General features: G+C 61.0%; 14 protein-coding genes. 5 read left to right on the top strand and 9 right to left on the bottom strand.

Annotation, left to right across the window (positions count from 1 at the left end):
- The 3 genes from HX792_RS25050 to HX792_RS25040 form a co-directional block, all read left to right on the top strand.
- Nucleotides 1-2,647 (top strand): RHS repeat-associated core domain-containing protein (locus tag HX792_RS25050; RefSeq protein ID WP_176998591.1); only part of this gene is annotated, 2,647 nt, incomplete at its 5' end.
- Nucleotides 2,644-3,045 carry an Imm50 family immunity protein gene (locus HX792_RS25045; protein WP_176998590.1) on the top strand — a complete coding sequence of 134 codons (402 nt, stop codon included), beginning with the start codon at nt 2,644-2,646 and terminating at the stop codon, nt 3,043-3,045. The genes HX792_RS25050 and HX792_RS25045, both read left to right, overlap by 4 nt.
- A 296-nt stretch (nt 3,046-3,341) precedes the next feature.
- Entirely contained in the window at nt 3,342-3,704 is a 363-nt protein-coding gene (locus HX792_RS25040; protein ID WP_010211905.1) for an Mpo1-like protein, read from the top strand.
- Nucleotides 3,705-3,707: 3 nt separating this feature from the next.
- On the opposite strand, the gene HX792_RS25035 is transcribed toward HX792_RS25040, so the two are convergent.
- The 3 genes from HX792_RS25035 to HX792_RS25025 form a co-directional block, all read right to left on the bottom strand.
- Nucleotides 3,708-4,505, bottom strand: coding sequence for an acyl-CoA thioesterase II (locus HX792_RS25035; RefSeq protein ID WP_176998589.1), 798 nt, complete (start codon nt 4,503-4,505; stop codon nt 3,708-3,710).
- Between the two features lie 90 nt (nt 4,506-4,595).
- Nucleotides 4,596-5,357, bottom strand: coding sequence for a CHAD domain-containing protein (locus HX792_RS25030; protein ID WP_176998588.1), 762 nt, complete (start codon nt 5,355-5,357; stop codon nt 4,596-4,598).
- 44 nt (nt 5,358-5,401) lie between these two features.
- A complete protein-coding gene (locus tag HX792_RS25025; protein WP_010176194.1) occupies nt 5,402-5,680 on the bottom strand; it encodes a hypothetical protein in 279 nt (92 codons plus the stop codon).
- A gap of 217 nt (nt 5,681-5,897) precedes the next feature.
- On the opposite strand from HX792_RS25025, the gene HX792_RS25020 reads away from it, so the two are divergent.
- Nucleotides 5,898-6,935 carry a patatin-like phospholipase family protein gene (locus tag HX792_RS25020; protein ID WP_176998587.1) on the top strand — a complete coding sequence of 346 codons (1,038 nt, stop codon included), beginning with the start codon at nt 5,898-5,900 and terminating at the stop codon, nt 6,933-6,935.
- Between the two features lie 132 nt (nt 6,936-7,067).
- Here HX792_RS25020 and HX792_RS25015 read toward each other — a convergent pair whose 3' ends face one another.
- The 6 genes from HX792_RS25015 to kdpF all read right to left on the bottom strand — a co-directional run bounded on the left by HX792_RS25015 (nt 7,068) and on the right by kdpF (nt 15,093).
- Nucleotides 7,068-7,757 (bottom strand): response regulator, encoded by a 690-nt coding sequence (locus HX792_RS25015; RefSeq protein ID WP_176998586.1) that lies wholly within the window; start codon nt 7,755-7,757, stop codon nt 7,068-7,070.
- A gap of 37 nt (nt 7,758-7,794) precedes the next feature.
- The gene (locus HX792_RS25010; RefSeq protein ID WP_176998585.1) at nt 7,795-10,446 is read right to left on the bottom strand and encodes a sensor histidine kinase KdpD; all 2,652 of its coding nucleotides are present in this window, start codon (nt 10,444-10,446) and stop codon (nt 7,795-7,797) included.
- A 126-nt stretch (nt 10,447-10,572) separates the two neighbouring features.
- Complete coding sequence (gene kdpC, locus HX792_RS25005) at nt 10,573-11,118, bottom strand: potassium-transporting ATPase subunit KdpC (protein ID WP_176998584.1); 546 nt, start codon at nt 11,116-11,118, stop codon at nt 10,573-10,575.
- A 111-nt stretch (nt 11,119-11,229) separates the two neighbouring features.
- Nucleotides 11,230-13,287: a potassium-transporting ATPase subunit KdpB gene (kdpB, locus tag HX792_RS25000; protein WP_371319380.1), complete on the bottom strand. Its 2,058-nt coding sequence runs from the start codon at nt 13,285-13,287 to the stop codon at nt 11,230-11,232.
- A 12-nt stretch (nt 13,288-13,299) separates the two neighbouring features.
- Nucleotides 13,300-14,994 (bottom strand): potassium-transporting ATPase subunit KdpA, encoded by a 1,695-nt coding sequence (gene kdpA, locus HX792_RS24995; RefSeq protein WP_176998582.1) that lies wholly within the window; start codon nt 14,992-14,994, stop codon nt 13,300-13,302.
- A gap of 9 nt (nt 14,995-15,003) precedes the next feature.
- Complete coding sequence (kdpF, locus tag HX792_RS24990; RefSeq protein WP_003218754.1) at nt 15,004-15,093, bottom strand: K(+)-transporting ATPase subunit F; 90 nt, start codon at nt 15,091-15,093, stop codon at nt 15,004-15,006.
- Between the two features lie 414 nt (nt 15,094-15,507).
- Between kdpF and eat the strand changes: the two genes are divergently transcribed.
- Complete coding sequence (eat, locus tag HX792_RS24985; RefSeq protein WP_176998581.1) at nt 15,508-16,872, top strand: ethanolamine permease; 1,365 nt, start codon at nt 15,508-15,510, stop codon at nt 16,870-16,872.
- Nucleotides 16,873-16,901 lie beyond the last annotated feature (29 nt).

Genomic DNA, 16,901 nt, shown 5'->3' with positions numbered 1-16,901 from the left:
CGATGGCAGCCAGGAAGTCTATGTGCATGACGAGCGTGCGCGGCTGGTGCAGCGTGTTGATCCGGACGGCGCCGAGCACTTCAAATCCTACGATAACAAAGGCCGGCTGACGGTTGAGCAGAACCCGCTGGGCGCGATCACGGCCTATCAGTACGACGAAGCTGGGCGTTTGGTGGCGCTGTTTCCGGGGGACGACGAGCCGACCTCCTACGAGCATGACAACGGATTCGTACGGGTTGTAAGGCGCGGTCAGGCGGTCTGGAAATATGAGCGTAATGACAGGGGCGATATCACCCGCAGGATTGATCCTGAAGGCCACAGCACCGACTACAGCTACAACAAATATGGGCAGCTGACGGGGGTTTGGTTTCCGGATAACAGTTGTCAGCGATTGGTGTGGAATGAGCGGGGGCAGTTGCTTGAGGAGCATCTGCCGGAAGGTGGGATCAGGCGATATCGCTATGACGACCTTGGCCGCCAGGTGGCGCGGGAGGATGAGCATGGCGCGCTGACCCAGTATGAGTGGGACAGCGTTGGGCGCTTGGTTCGGGTGGTGTTGCCGGGGGGAGCAGCGCGGGAATACAGCTACAACCCTTATGGAAAAATCACGGCTGAGCGGGATGAGTTAGGCCGCGTTACCCGCTACGAGTATGCGGATGGGCTGCATCTGATCAGTCGGCGCATCAACGCGGACGGCACCCAGGTCAAGTATCGCTACGACAATGCGCGGTTGTTGCTGACTGAGATCGAAAATGAAGTCGGTGAAACCTACGGATTGCAGTATCACCCCAATGGCCTGATCCAGCAGGAGATAGGGTTTGATGGCCAACGCACGGCCTACGTCTACGACCTCAACGGCAACCTGCAGGAAAAGACCGAACACGGCGACGACGGCAGTCAGCTGGTTACCCGCTACGAGCGCGACCACGCCGGCCGCCTTGTACGAAAAACCCTCCCCAACGGCAAAACCGTCGACTACACCTACGACCGCCAAGGCAACCTCCTCGGTGTCGAGGACGGTCACTGGGCTTTAGCCTACGAGTACGACAACCAAAACCGCCTCACCGCCGAACACCAAGGGTGGGGCACCTTGCGTTATGGCTACGACGCCTGTGGCCAACTCCAGCACCTGCGCCTGCCCGACAACAACCGTCTTGTTTTTAATCATGCCAAGGGCGGCCACCTCGCCACCGTCGAACTCAATGGTGAAGTCCTCACCTCCCACCTGTTCAACGCCGGCCAGGAACACCAACGCCAACAGGGCCAACTGCTCAGCCACTACTACTACGACGACCAACAACGCCTGCACGCCCACACCGTCACCCAGCAGGAGCACCACCTCTACGCACGCCATTACACCTACGACAAATCCGGCAACCTCACCCGCCTGCTCGACACCCGCAAGGGCCAGCACGACTACACCTACGACCCACTGAACCGCCTCACCCGCGCCGACCACTCCCAAGACCTGCAAGAACGCTTCTCCCACGACCCGGCCGGCAACCTGCTCATGCAAAACCGCCCCGGCCCGGACATCGTGGCGGGCAATCGGCTGATGATCCAAGGGGACCGGCATTACGACTATGACGCTTTTGGAAACTTGATCCGTGAGCGGAGTGGGCGTGGGCACGCACTGGTCACCGAGTACCGTTATGACTGCCAGCATCGGCTGGTTGGCATCACTCAACCCAATGGGCAGACCGCCAGCTACCGATACGATCCATTTGGACGGCGGATCAGCAAAACCGTTGATGACATAACCACGGAGTTTTTCTGGCAAGGCGACAAGCTGATTGCCGAGCACCACAAAGACCGTCATCGCAGCTACCTCTACGAACCCGGTAGCTTCAGGCCCTTGGCTTTACTGGAAGGTTTTGGCCCCAAACAAACCAAGCCCTTCCACTACCAACTCGACCACCTCGGCACCCCACAAGAACTCACCGCCCCCAACGGCGAAATCGTCTGGTCTGCCCACTACCGCGCGTACGGCGAAATCAGTCGCCTGGACGTCGGAAAAGTCGACAACCCGCTGCGTTTTCAGGGCCAGTACTTCGATCAGGAAAGCGGGCTGCACTACAACCGGCATCGCTACTACAATCCGGATCTGGGTCGCTACCTGACACCGGACCCGGTGAAGCTGGCGGGTGGGATCAACACGTACCAGTACGTGCCCAATCCTACGGGATGGGTGGATCCATTAGGCCTTAACGCGAATTGCCCTGGCTCAATAGGGAAAAATCCTGCTTGCTCAAAGTCTACTGAACCGAGCGTCCCTGGCGTATCGCGTAAGGGAGCTTTCAGACAAGCTAAAAGGGACGCCGGTATACCGATGAATCAAAGTCCAGATGTAATGACTCATCCAATTTCAGGGCAAACGACACAGTACAAAATAGAAAACATGACCGATAAAAGTGATAAAAAAATATTGGATGCTGCTGGTCAACCCATTGAGACAAGGGTTTATCAATTTACAAGAGAAAACGGCACACAAGTTCTCATCCAAGATCACTCTGCCGGGCATAAATTCAATAGACCTGATGGAGTAGGAGACCAAACAACACATTTTAACTTAAGATCTATTGAGTATCCTCGAAACGGAAAGGTTACCGGTGCAAAAACACACTATTACTTTAGGAAACAACAATGAAATACTGGAACGAAATAAATAAGAATGTTTTTTTTGAAAAAATCTTCAGCCGGCCTGTCGAGATAGGTGATATCTCTGTCTTCTCTTTACAAATAGACAATGACCGACCGAGACTGGGAATTGGATTTGACATACCTGAGTTTCCGGATGTCCTACCGGAAAAATGGAAAGACAAGGGCTACAACGTCTGCAGGCTCGGCATTGACTGCTATGAAATTAGCGATCTAAAAATACTCAACATACCAAACAGAGATACTTTCGCAGTAGAAATAACAAAAAAAGACGGCCAACTTCACTTTAAAGCCGCCAACAAACACTCTTTAATCGAATTCAACTCTAAGGACATTTCATTGATCAACCCAAATGTTTACATCAGAGGCAATGATGAGGACTTTTAAAAAGCGCTCTTTAGCGAAAACAATCTAATTCTGTTGGTATGCGACTCAAAATACAGAGGTTGGCAAGTCGGTGGTGCACACGATGTTACATCTCTCTTGGGTGAAACAACCGGCTACCCATTCTGGCTAACCGATACCCACCTCACGCTTCTAATCCATATGGACGAGCATGACTGCGTCACTTGGGCATGAAAAATGCCTCTCTATAACCCCCATAGCCATCCCCAATTCGCCCACCCGTCCCACCCCGCCTAAACTCTGTCCAAGATGTTTCAACGGACAGAGGATTCACCATCATGGGCAAACGTCACCCCAATCTCCCCGCCTGGCAATGGCGTAACTACCCACAAAACCATCAACACCCGACCAACCTGGCGTTGCACCTGATTGCCGTGCCGCTGTTCATCATCGGGTTCTTGTTAATTGTGTCGGGCGTGTTCAGCCTGAGCCTGGCGAGTTTCGCTGTTGGCGTGGTCGGCATCCTGGCCGGCCTGGCGTTGCAGCGCCATGGCCACAGCCTGGAAGCCGAGGCCAGTGAGCCGTTCAGTGATCGTAAAGATGCGGTGCAGCGCCTGGTGGTCGAGCAGTTTGTGACCTTCCCACGCTTTGTATTAAGCGGCGGCTGGTGGCGTGCCTGGCGGCAGCGCCATCGGCACTGAGCCTCAGGCGAAGACCACCACGGTCTGGCGGCTGATGGCGATCAATTCGCCGGTCGGGCTCCACAGCGCGGCGGCGGCGTGGCCGTAGCCGTCGCGGGCGTGCTCGATGTTGACGTAGTACTGGCACCAGTCGAGGGTCGTCAGCTCTTGCAGGGGCTGGATGAACTCGATGGTCCAGGTCAGCGTGCTGCCGGGCGCGGGCTTTTTCAGGTGAGGAAGCAGGGCCGGGGGCCACGCGTCGACCAACGCGAGGATGTGCGACTCGGTCAACGGTTCTTCCTTCACGTCGCCGCGCAAGCGTACCCAGCCGCCCATGTCGCGAGACTTATTGCCGGTAAACGGCAACCCGCCGACGCTCCAACGCATCGCCACGTGTTTCATGAACTCAGGCGTCACGCCCTTGATGTAAGGCAGCTCCTGGCATTCATCCCAATGCTTGAACGTCGGCGGCGCTTCACTGGCCACATCAATCTCTGACTCGCGGGATGCGCCAAAGCTGGCTTGCACCAGGGTCGCCACTTCACCGTTCTGCACCACGCGACCCAACAATTGGCTGACAGCCTTGCCTTCACGCAGCACTTCAACCTGATAGCGGGCGGGAACATCCGCTGTCACCGGGCCGACAAAGGTGACGGCCAATGACCGCAAAGGCCGGCCATCCGGTACCTGAGCACGCAGGGCTTCGTATTGCAGTGCGGCGACCAGGCCACCAAAGGTTGCGCGCCCCTGAGCCCATTCGGCGGGGATGGTGACATCCAGCGGGTTGCGACGGGCGGCGTCGAGCAAATCACTAAAGCGCATGGCGACCTCACATCAGCTAAACAGATGGGGGGATGTTAACCATCGCGCCCTTGCGATACAGCGCCTATTCCGGCCAAAAACCGGACCGTTTCAGAAACAATCGGCGCTGAGTTTTTCCAGCACTCTGTCTGCCTGCCCTTCTGCCTTGGCCATGGTGCGATGCCACGTCGCAACACAGGGCTGCAGGTCTGGCTGATGCTCGGCCTGGGCCAACCATTGCCAGCAGTCATGCCAATCACCGAGGGCACCCTGGGCTTTTTTCAATCGGGACATGGCGTTGGCAGGGAGTTTGTCCAACTCGGGATAAGCCTCGGCAGCGTAGCGCACGCGCTTGATCAGCAACCGCAAGCGGTGACGATCATGGCCGGGATCCTTGAGTGCTTCATCAAGCTTCTGCCATTGCTTGGCCAGGCGTTTCTCGATGCGGGGGCGCAGGCCCTTGAGCAGCTTTTGGTGTTCAGAGGCGCGGATAAAACGCGGGAAGGCATCCAGGATGAGCAGCAGGTGCGCCAACTCCGGGCTTTGCGCCACGTGTCGATACGCATCGGGTTGCAAGCGCAAGCGCCGGTCTGCCGCCGCATGATGACCATGCTGATGCAGGTACGCCGCCAGGACCTCTCGGTCCCGCAGCGGCGTGGTGATCTGGCCGACCGTGCTGGCCGCCAACTCTAGCTGCTCGACACCTGGCAGCCCCCGTAAAGGGCGCAACAAACTGCGCAAGCGCCGCACGGTGGTGCGCAGGTCATGCAAGGCTTCATCGTCGGTGACGGCGGCGAGGCGAGCCTGGCAGCTCAGTAACCCTACTTCCAGGCCAATGACCTGAGCGACTAACTGATCAACCAGCGCTGACATCCCTTCCTCCCCTGACGATGAAAATCCCTGATCACGGCTACAGGTCAACGCCCGGCGCGCGACTCACGAATATAGAACCGCGCTTTCTCGGCCTTGTTGGAGCAGCCTTCAAACGCTTCGAATTGCTGTTGGGTCTTGGCACCGGTCAGCAAGGACAAGGCCTTAGAGTAGCTCACGGTGCCGGCGAAGCCTTCGGCCTTGGCCAGGTCCAGCTCATGCCACGCGGCATCCAGTTGCGTGCCGCAGCTGTCGCGGTACGCGGTTTTCCCGGCACAACCGGCCAGGGCCAACACGATCACAGGCACACACATCCAGGCTTTCATCGATGACACCTCAAATAAAGAAAAACAGTCGTACGTTGTAGACGTTGCCTACAAGAAAAAGTGCCTTGTCTGTCAGCCCCAAATCAAAAGCGCCTATCGCCAGAGCATACCCGAGCACCGCGTCCCGCCAGCAAAAATATTACCGCCCCAGGCGAAGATTGAAGGCGCCCCCTCAATGGGTGCATTGTGGGCACCTGCCTTGGGGAGGACATGGACCATGAAAAAACGTGTTGCCTTGGTACTGGGCTCCGGAGGGGCCCGGGGCTACGCTCACATTGGGGTGATCGAAGAGATTGAACGGCGCGGCTACGACATCGCCTGTATCGCCGGATGCTCCATGGGCGCCGTAGTCGGCGGGATCTACGCGGCGGGCAAGCTGGACGACTATCGAAACTGGATTGAAAGCCTCGATTACCTGGATGTGCTGCGCCTGGTGGACGTGAGTTTTCGCCTGGGGGCGATTCGTGGCGAGAAAGTCTTCGGGCAAATCCGCAAGATCGTCGGTGAGATCAACATCGAAGAACTGCGCATCCCCTACACCGCCGTCGCCACCGACCTCACCAACCAGCAGGAAATCTGGTTCCAGGAAGGCTGCCTGCACCAGGCCATGCGCGCCTCGGCCGCCATCCCCAGCCTGTTTACGCCGGTGATGCAAGGCAACCGAATGCTGGTGGACGGCGGCCTGCTCAACCCGCTGCCGATCGTGCCGGTGGTGTCGAGCCATTGCGACCTGATCATCGCGGTCAACCTCAACGCCACCAACCAGAAGCACTATCATCTGCCGGTGATCCAGCGCCCGCCAGCGTTCAAAAGCCGCTTCAACAGCTTGGCCAAATCACTGGGCTCGCACCTGCCCTTTCGACGCAAGCAGGCCGAGCAACTGATGAAGCTCGAACAGGAAGCCTTGCAGGCTGAAGCGGCGGAGATCAACCCGTGGCTGGAGTCGGCCGAGCCCGAATACCAGCAACCCGCCGCCGCGCCGGAAAAAGCCGGCGCGCCCAAGTCAGCAACCGGTTCGTTCATCATCGACAACGTGGGGCCGGCGTCACTGCTGGACCTGATCAACCAGAGTTTCGAGGTGATGCAGACGTCTTTGGCGCAGTACAAGATTGCTGGCTACCCGCCTGATGTGTTGATCAACGTGCCAAAGCGGGTGTGTCGGTTTTTCGAGTTCTACAAGGCGCCGGAGTTGATTGCGTTGGGACGGGAAATTGCCAGTGATACGTTGGATCGGTATGAGAGTGAGCAGCGCTGAGCGTGTTGGTGTGGCTGAAGGCCTCTTCGCGGGCAAGCCCGCTCCCACAGTTGATCGCGTGCCGCGTGGCGAAATGCGAACCTCTGTGGGAGCTGGCTTGCCTGCGATAGCGGTGGGCCAGACACCACAAACCTATGCGTTTAACAGACGATATCCCACCCCCGCCTCGGTCACGATAAAACGCGGCTGCGTCGGATCATCCGCCAGTTTCTGGCGCAAATGCCCCACCACGATCCGCAAGTAGTGGCTGTCCTCGGTATGGGTCGGGCCCCAGATGTCCTTGAGCAATTGCTGCTGGGTGATCACTCGCCCCGGATGCCGCGCCAATTGCGCCAGCACTGCGTACTCCTTACGAGTCAGGGCGACTTCGACACCGTCCAGCAGCACCCGGCGATAGGCCAGGTCCACCGTCAGCGGGCCAAAATTCAACGCCGCTTCCTGGGCCTCCCCGGCCGGTGCCTGGCGCAATAAAGCGCGCACACGGGCGAGAAACTCCTGGATGCCGAACGGCTTGGTCACGTAGTCATTGGCACCGCTGTCCAGCGCCTCGACTTTCTGCACTTCACTGGCCCGCACCGACAACACCAGCACCGGCACCGTCGACCACTCGCGAAACTCGCGTAGCACCTGTTGGCCGTCCATGTCCGGCAGGCCCAGGTCGAGCACCAGCAAATCCGGTTTGCTCAACGCCGCTTGCGCCAGGCCTTCGTTGCCGGTGCCGGCCTCGATCACCTTGTAGCCCTGAGAGGCCAGGCTGATGCGCAGGAATTTGCGGATCTGCGGTTCGTCATCAATGACTAATATCGTCGCGGTCTGGCTCATGGTGTCCAATCAAAATCCGTGGAGAAAAGAGGGTAGCTCAAGCCTCGCGTTCCAAGCCAGGCTGGGTCGGCAATGGCAGGAACAGGGTGATGCAGGTGCCACGCCCTTCAATGCCATCGGCCACGCTGATATGCCCGCCGTGGGCACCGACCATGCCCTGGCAGATCGCCAACCCGAGGCCCGTGCCCTGCCCGCCGCGGTCGCCCCGGGCGGCGGTGTAGAACATGTCGAAAATCTTCGCGCGCTCGTCTTCAGGAATACCCGGCCCCTCATCGGCCACCGCGAAAAACAGCTGATCATCGGCGACCCCGGCGCTCACCTCCAGGCGGCCCTGGGCGGGTGAAAAGCGTGCCGCGTTTTCCAACACATTGACCAAGGCCTGCTCGATCAACGCCGCGTGGACATACAACAACGGCAACTCGACGGGCACATCGGCCTTCACCTGCAACGGCGCCAGCACCGCACGCAACCGGCCGAGGGCGCTACCGACGATGTCACCCGGCGAGACCCAGTCACGCGCCAACTTCAGGGCGCCGTGGCCCAGGCGCGTCATGTCCAACAGGTTCTGGATATAGCGATCGAGACGCTCGGCTTCATCGCGGGTGCCTTCCAGCAGTTCGCGACGATCCTCCAGGGGTATGGCTTCGCCAAGGGCCAGCAGGCTGTCGATGCTGCCACGCATGGCCGTCAGCGGCGTGCGCAAATCATGGGACACCGAGGCGAGCAAGGCGCTGCGCAGTTGCTCGGTTTCGCCGTGCAGGCGCGCAGACTCCAGCTCCTGTGCCAACTGCGCCCGGGCCAACGCCTGGGCCAGCGGTTGGCTCAATGCAGTCAGCAAACGGCGACGCTGGCCGCTCAGTTCCAGCCCCGGTTTGGGGCTGACGCCGAGCAGGCCCAGCGGCCCCTCCTCGCCCGACAACGGCCACCACCACCAACGCCCGAACGGCAAGGTGCCGGTGCCCATGCCGGCCGGTTGATCGTGCTGCCACGCCCAGTCGGCAGCGGCGCGCTCGGCTTCGGTGAGGTTCAATGCGGCACCGGTCTCGACCTTCCAGCCGCCCTGGCCGTCACGGTTGACCAGGCACAGGTCCAGGTCGCTCCACCCCTCAAGGTGATGAGCCGCCGCACTGATAACGGCCTGGCGGTCGGTGGCCGCCGTGAGTTTGCGCGACAGGTCGAGCAGTTCGCTGGTTTCTTCCTGGGTATCGCGCAGTGCCTGCAATTGCCGGCGTTGGCGTGCGGCGAGGTTGCCGGTCAGGGCGGCCATCAACAGGAAGAACAACAGGGTCAGCACGTCCTCTTCGCGCTGGATGGCGAAGGAGAAATTCGGCGGGATAAACAAAAAGTCGTAGGTCAGGAATGACAGCGCGGCGCACACCAGGGACGGGCCCAGGCTGCTGCGCACCGCCACCAGCAATACGGCAGCCAGAAACACCAACGAGATGTTCGGCAACGGCAACACACTGGCCACCGCCCAGGCCAACGCCGCGGCCACGATGGTCGCCACGACTGCCAGGCCGTAGTCGAACCAGACCAGCCCGCGCACATCCGGCAAGCGTGGCGGCGCGGGGATGTCGTCGCTGTCCAGCACGTTGATTTCCAAGCCGCGTGCGTTACGCAACAAGCGAGCGGCCAAACCGCCGCCAAACAGCCGACGACGCCAGCGCATCCGCGACTGCCCGACCAACAACAGGCTGGCGCGGCGTTCGGCGGCGTGCTGGATCAGCGTCTTGGCCACCTCCCCCGCCCGCAGCAACACCACTTCACCGCCAAGCCGCTCGGCCAACTGCTGGGCGTTTTGCAGGCGCAGGCGCGACTGCTCATCCCGCGCCCGGCCGTTGTCGACATGCACCAGGCTCCACGGCAGATGCCGGCGCTGGGCCACGCGGCTAGCGTGACGCACCAGGCGTTCGGCTTGCGCATCGCCATCCACGCCCACCAGCAAACGACCGCGCACGGCCGGCGCCGCCTGCCCGAGTTGGCGATAGCCCTGGGCCAAGTCGTCGTCGACGTGGGCGGCGGCGGTTTGCATGGCCAGCTCGCGCAGGGCCATCAGGTTGGTTTGGGTGAAAAACGCGTCGATGGCCGCGCGGGCCTGTTCCGGCACATAGACCTTACCGTCGCGCAGTCGCTCCAGCAGCTCGCGAGACGGCAGGTCGATCAGCAGCAGTTCATCGGCTTCTTGCAGCACCCAGTCCGGCAGGGTCTCGCGCACCTGCACGCCGGTAATGCCGCGCACTTGATCGTTGAGGCTTTCCAGGTGCTGGACGTTGACCGTGGTGAACACGTTGATGCCGGCGGCGAGCAGCTCCTGGATGTCTTGCCAGCGCTTTTCATGGCGACTGCCGGGGGCGTTGCTGTGGGCCAGTTCGTCCACCAGCACCAGCTTGGGCTTGGCGGCAAGCAGGCCGTCGAGGTCCATTTCTTCGAGCATCACGCCGCGGTATTCGCTGCGCAGCAACGGTTGTTGCGGCAGGCCGCTCAGCAAGGCTTCGGTCTCGGCGCGGCCGTGGGTTTCGACCACGCCGGCGATCAGGCGCACGCCTTGGCGCAACTGAGTGTGGGCGGCCTGGAGCATGGCGTAGGTCTTGCCCACACCGGGCGCAGCGCCCAGGAAGACTTTGAGCCGGCCACGACCATCCCGTGGCAGTTCGGCTAACAGGGCATCGGCGCGGCCGGAGTCGCTCATGCGCGGGGGTTCCTTCAGGTGTTTATCGGGTGAACGTCAGGCCGCCATCGCGGGCAAGCCCGACTCCCACATTTGGAATGCATTCCCCTGTGGGAGCTGGCTTGCCTGCGATGGCGGCACCACTGCCTACAACTTTTCCAGGGCCATGTTCAGCGCCAGCACGTTGACCACCGGAGGCCCGATCAGCGGGCTTTCGATGTGTTCATCCAGCAACCGCTGCAAGGTCGACACCGGTACATTCCGTGCGGCAGCCACTCGCGCCAGTTGATAGGCAATCGCCTGTGGAGGCAAGTGTGGATCAAGACCGCTGCCAGAGGTAGTCAGCGAGGCCAAGGGCACGGGGCCCTGGCCGGGTACCAATTGTTTGTTGGCATCGTCGAAGATGCGTGTCGCCAGTGCCGGGTTGCTGGGGCTCAAGTTGCTGGCACTGCTGGAAACGGTGGCGAAAGCACCGGCCGAGGGGCGCGGGTGGAACCAGGTGTCGCCAGAAAAATCCTGGGCGATCAGGCTGGAGCCAACCACCTTGCCGCTGGCGTCGTGCACCAGGCTGCCATTGGCTTGGTCAGGAAAGGCCACTTGAGCGACGCCGGTGACCACCAGTGGGTAGGCGACGCCGGTGATCAGGCTCATGAGCACCAGCAGGCTCAGGGCCGGGCGGATGATGTTAGACATTTCAACTTCCTCGCATTGGATCTGTAGAAGCCGGCTTGCCGGCGATGGTGGTGGGTCAGTTGCACCGTGTCGGACCGATCGCCGGCAAGCCGGCTCCTACGAGAGTTAGGGTTACACCAGGTGCAGCGCCGTCAGCAGCATGTCGATGGCCTTGATGCCCACGAACGGCACCAAAATCCCGCCCAGCCCGTAGATCAGCAGGTTGCGACGCAGCAACGCTGCCGCACTCGCCGCCTGCACGCGCACGCCGCGCAGCGCCAGGGGAATCAGCACCACGATGATCAAGGCGTTGAACACGATGGCCGAAAGAATCGCGCTCTGCGGGCTCTGCAGGTGCATCACGTTGAGCACGCCCAATTGTGGGTAGATCGAGGCAAACAGCGCCGGCAGGATCGCGAAGTACTTGGCCACGTCGTTCGCGATAGAGAAGGTGGTGAGCGCGCCACGGGTCACCAGCAATTCCTTGCCGATCTGCACCACATCCAGCAGCTTGGTCGGGTCGCTGTCGAGGTCGACCATGTTGGCGGCCTCGCGAGCGGCCTGGGTGCCATCGTTCATGGCCATGCCGACGTCAGCCTGGGCCAGCGCCGGAGCATCGTTTGCACCGTCACCGCACATCGCAACCAGGCGGCCGTCGTTCTGCTCATGGCGAATGCGCGCGAGCTTTTTCTCCGGGGTGGCCTCGGCCAGCACGTCATCCACACCGGCTTCAGCGGCAATCGCCGCGGCGGTCAACGGGTTGTCGCCGGTGACCATCACGGTGCGAATCCCCAGCTTGCGCAACTCGGCGAAGCGTTCACGGATGCCGGGCTTGACCACGTCTTTGAGGTGGATCGCGCCCAGCAATTTGCCATCGGCACACACCAGCAACGGGGTGCCGCCGCTCTGGGCGATCTTGTCGATTTCACGCGACAGCGCAGGTTGCAAGTCACGACGTTGTTGGCCGATGAAAGCGAGCAGCGAATCCACCGCGCCTTTACGGAACACACGGCCCTGGTAATCGACACCGGACAAACGGGTTTCGGCACTGAAGGGCACCGAGGTCAGTTGGTCCAGCGACGGTTCGGCCTGAGGGTGCAAGGCACGCAGGTATTCAACGATGGATTTGCCTTCCGCCGTGTCGTCCGCCAGCGAGGCCAACAGCGCGCCCTCGGCCAGGTCCCGGCCACTGACGCCGGGTGCTGCGATTACCGCTGCACAGCGACGGTTGCCGAAGGTGATGGTGCCGGTCTTGTCCAGCAGCAACACGTGCACGTCGCCCGCCGCCTCTACTGCACGACCGGATTTGGCGATCACGTTGAGGCGCACCAGGCGGTCCATACCGGCAATACCGATGGCCGACAGCAAGCCGCCGATGGTGGTAGGAATCAGCGTCACCAGCAGTGCGACCAGGAACACCAACGGCAAGCTGCCATTGGCGAAGTGGGCGAACGGCTGCAGGGTCACCACCACCAGCAGGAAGATCAGCGTCAGGCCGATCAGCAAGATATCCAGCGCGACCTCGTTGGGGGTTTTCTGGCGCTTGGCGCCTTCAACCAGGGCGATCATGCGGTCGAGGGTCGACTCGCCTGGGTTGGCGGTGATGCGGATCAGCAGCCAGTCGGATACCAGGCGGGTGTTGCCGGTGACGGCCGAACGGTCGCCCCCGGACTCGCGGATCACCGGCGCGGATTCACCGGTGATAGCCGCTTCGTTGACCGCCGCGATGCCTTCGATAACTTCGCCGTCGCCGGGGATCATTTCCCCGGCGGCGACGCGCACCACATCGCCTTTGCGCAGGCTGGTCGCCGGCACCACCTTGAAGCTGCCATCGGCTTCCTTGCGCCGTGCGCTCAGGCCTTCGCTACCGGCCTTGAGGCTGTCGGCGCGGGCCTTGCCGCGACCTTCAGCCAGGGCCTCGGCAAAGTTGGCAAACAGCACGGTGAACCATAGCCATACGGCGATCTGCACCGCAACATAGGTGGGCACTGCTGTGTCGGGCACAAAGCACAGCACGGTGGTGAGGATGGCGGTCAGTTCGACCACCAGCATCACAGGCGAGCGTTGCAACTGGCGCGGGTCCAGCTTGACGAACGCCTGGCCCAGCGCCGGGCGCCACAGGGCGGAGATTGCAGTCTTGGCTGACTCCTGAGTGGTCACAGGGGCAGCATTTTTTGCAGGCATATTCATTTTCATATCCCCTTAGAAGCCCATGCTCAAGTGTTCAGCAATGGGCCCCAACGCCAGCGTCGGCAGGAAGGTCAGGCCGCCCACCAGCAAGATGGTCACGGTCAACAGGGTCACGAACAGCGGGCCATGGGTCGGGAAGCTGTTCTGGCCGATCGGTGCGGTTTTCTTCATCGCCAGGCTGCCGGCCAGGGCCAGTACCGGGAGGATGTAACCGAAGCGACCGAGCAACATGCTCAGGCTCAACATCAGGTTGTGGAACGCTGTGTTGGCGCTGAAGCCACCGAACGCCGAACCGTTGTTGGCACTGGCCGAGGTGTAGGCATACAGCAGTTGGCTGAAGCCGTGCGGCCCCGGGTTGCTGATGGCACCGGCCGGGCCAGGCAGGCTGGCAGCAATCGCGCCCAATACCAGAGTGCCAATTGGCATCACCAGCAAGGTCACCACCAGCAACTGCACTTCCTTGGCCTGGAGTTTTTTGCCCAGGTATTCCGGAGTACGTCCGATCATCAGGCCGGCGAGGAACACGGCAATCAGCACGTTGAGCAACATGCCGTACATGCCGGCGCCGACGCCGCCGAAGATCACTTCGCCGACCATCATGTTGACCAGCGACACCATGCCGGTGAGCGGGTTGACGCTGTCCTGCATGCCGTTGACCGAGCCGTTGGACGCCGCCGTGGTGGCCACCGACCACAACACAGTGCCAGTGGTGCCGAAGCGTGCCTCTTTACCTTCCAGCGGGGCGGTCTGCTCGACAGCCGGGTTGCTCAGCGCCGGGTTGGGCTGGTATTCGGCCCACAGCGAGGTCGCGCCGCCGATGATGAACAACGCCAGCATGCAGCCGAGAATGGCGCGGCTCTGGCGCAGGTCTTTCACGTAATGGCCGAAGGTGAACACCAGCGCCACCGGTATCAGGATGATCGCCGCCATTTCGAACAGGTTGGCCCACGCCGTCGGGTCTTCGAACGGGTGCGCCGAGTTGACACCGAAGAAGCCGCCACCGTTGGTGCCCAGTTGCTTGATCGCAATCTGGCTGGCGGCCGGGCCCAGAGGGATCACCTGGTCCACGCCCTGCATCGTCACGGCATTCACATAATGGGCGAAGGTTTGCGGCACGCCCTGCCACACCAGGAACAGCGCCAGCACCAGGCACAGCGGCAGCAGGCCGTAGAGGGTGGCGCGGGTCATGTCGACCCAGAAGTTGCCAAGTGTCTTGGTGGACTTGCGACCAATCCCACGGCACAACGCGACCAGCACGGCGAGCCCCGTGGCAGCGCTGACGAAGTTCTGCACGGTCAGGCCAACCATCTGGCTGAGGTAGCTCAGGGAAGCCTCACCGCTGTAGGACTGCCAGTTGGTGTTGGTCATGAAACTGATCGCCGTGTTGAAGGCTAGCGTCCATTCCTGGCCGGGCAATTTCTGCGGGTTCAGTGGGAGATAGTCCTGGAACAGCAGGATCGCGAACAGCAGCACAAAGCCTGCGAGGTTAAATGCCAGCAAGGCCAGCGTGTATTTTTGCCAGCTTTGTTCTTGATGCTCATCCACGCCCGACAGGCGATAACAGGCGCGTTCCACCGGGCCAAGCACCGGCGTGAGCCAGGTACGCTGGCCTTCCATCACGTTGTAGTAGAACCGCCCCAGGAACGGCGCGGGCACCAGCACCACGGCGAAGAAGGCAATGATCAGCCAATAGTCATAACTGTGCATGGCCAGCTCCTAGTTCCGATCCGCGCGTAACAGCGCAACCAGCAGATAAATGAACAGCGCCACGGCCAATAGCAGTGACACCCCGTCCAGAACGCTCATGGAAGTCTCTCCGTTGTGCGGCGATTGCCGCGTGTGAGGCAATTGTCGGCAGGAGTGGCGTAAAGGAACGAGAGCGAGGGTATGGGTGGGGCGTAAAGACGGCGTAAAGAGTGGGTTTATGCGGGGTTTACAGGGGGATTTGTGGTGAATTTGAGGCCCTCATCGCGGGCAAGCCCGACTCCCACACTGGACAGCGTTTGAGCAGGATATGCACGGTCCAATGTGGGAGCCGGGCTTGCCCGCGATGGCGTCAGTTGAGCCAACACTGCACTCACGTGGTGCATTGACGGGAAATTTCAAACGCCAAACCGTCCCCGTGGCGACAGTTGCACCGCTTTACGACAATGATTCTCAGGCTGGCATGCCCACTGCAACACCCTGAATAATTCCAACCGGTTCAGGGAGAGCAACACGATGAACACACAACTCAAACCCACTTTAGGCACCCTGCATTTGTGGGGCATTGCGGTCGGGCTGGTGATTTCCGGCGAATACTTCGGCTGGAGCTATGGCTGGGGTGTGGCGGGTACGCTGGGCTTCCTGGTGACCTCGCTGATGGTCGCGGCCATGTACACCTGCTTTATCTTCAGTTTCACAGAGCTGACCACCGCCATTCCTCACGCCGGCGGGCCGTTTGCCTACAGCCGTCGCGCCTTCGGCGAAAAAGGGGGCCTGATCGCCGGCCTCGCCACCTTGATCGAATTTGTCTTCGCCCCGCCCGCCATTGCCTTGGCCATCGGTGCCTACCTGAATGTGCAGTTTCCGGCACTGGACCCGAAACACGCAGCCGTGGGTGCCTACATCGTATTCATGGGCCTGAACATCCTCGGAGTGAAGCTCGCGGCGACCTTCGAACTGGTGGTGTGCGTACTGGCCGTCGCCGAACTGCTGGTGTTCATGGGCGTGGTTGCCCCGGCGTTTAGCTTCAGTCACTTTGCGCTGAATGGCTGGGCGGGCTCTGACACCTTTGGCGCCCCGGCAATTGCCGGGATGTTTGCGGCGATTCCGTTTGCGATCTGGTTTTTCCTGGCCATCGAAGGCGCGGCCATGGCAGCCGAGGAAGCCAAAGATCCAAAGCGCACCATTCCAAAAGCCTATATCAGCGGCATCCTGACCCTGGTGCTCTTGGCCATGGGTGTAATGTTCTTCGCCGGTGGCGTGGGCGACTGGCGCACGCTGTCGAACATCAATGACCCGTTGCCACAGGCCATGAAAACCGTGGTGGGCGACAGCTCCGGCTGGTTGCACATGCTCGTGTGGATCGGCCTGTTTGGCCTGGTAGCAAGTTTCCACGGCATCATCCTGGGCTACTCGCGCCAGTTCTTCGCCCTGGCCCGCGCCGGCTACCTACCCTCCTTCCTCGCCAAACTGTCGCGTTTTCAGACACCGCACCGGGCAATCATTGCCGGCGGCGTGGTCGGCATTGCCGCCATCTACAGCGACGGCCTGATCAACCTGGGCGGCATGACGTTGACCGCGGCGATGATCACCATGGCGGTTTTCGGGGCCATCGTGATGTACATCATGAGCATGCTCAGCCTGTTCAAACTGCGTAAGACCGAGCCATTGCTGGAGCGCACCTTCCGGGCGCCGGGTTATCCGATCGTGCCCGGCATTGCGCTGGTGCTGGCGGTGGTGTGCCTGGTGGCGATGGCGTGGTTCAACGCGCTGATCGGGATGATCTTCCTGGGCTTCATGCTGGCGGGGTTCGTCTACTTCCAGATGACTGCGCAAGACCGCGCCGATGCACCGGCGGATGCGATGTTGACCGGGCTCTGAGTTAAGGAGGCGGAACAGGCCTACAATGA

Source organism: Pseudomonas sp. B6002 (assembly GCF_013385985.1).
Taxonomy (GTDB): Bacteria; Pseudomonadota; Gammaproteobacteria; order Pseudomonadales; family Pseudomonadaceae; genus Aquipseudomonas.
This window is presented reverse-complemented; position numbering and strand designations above follow the sequence as displayed.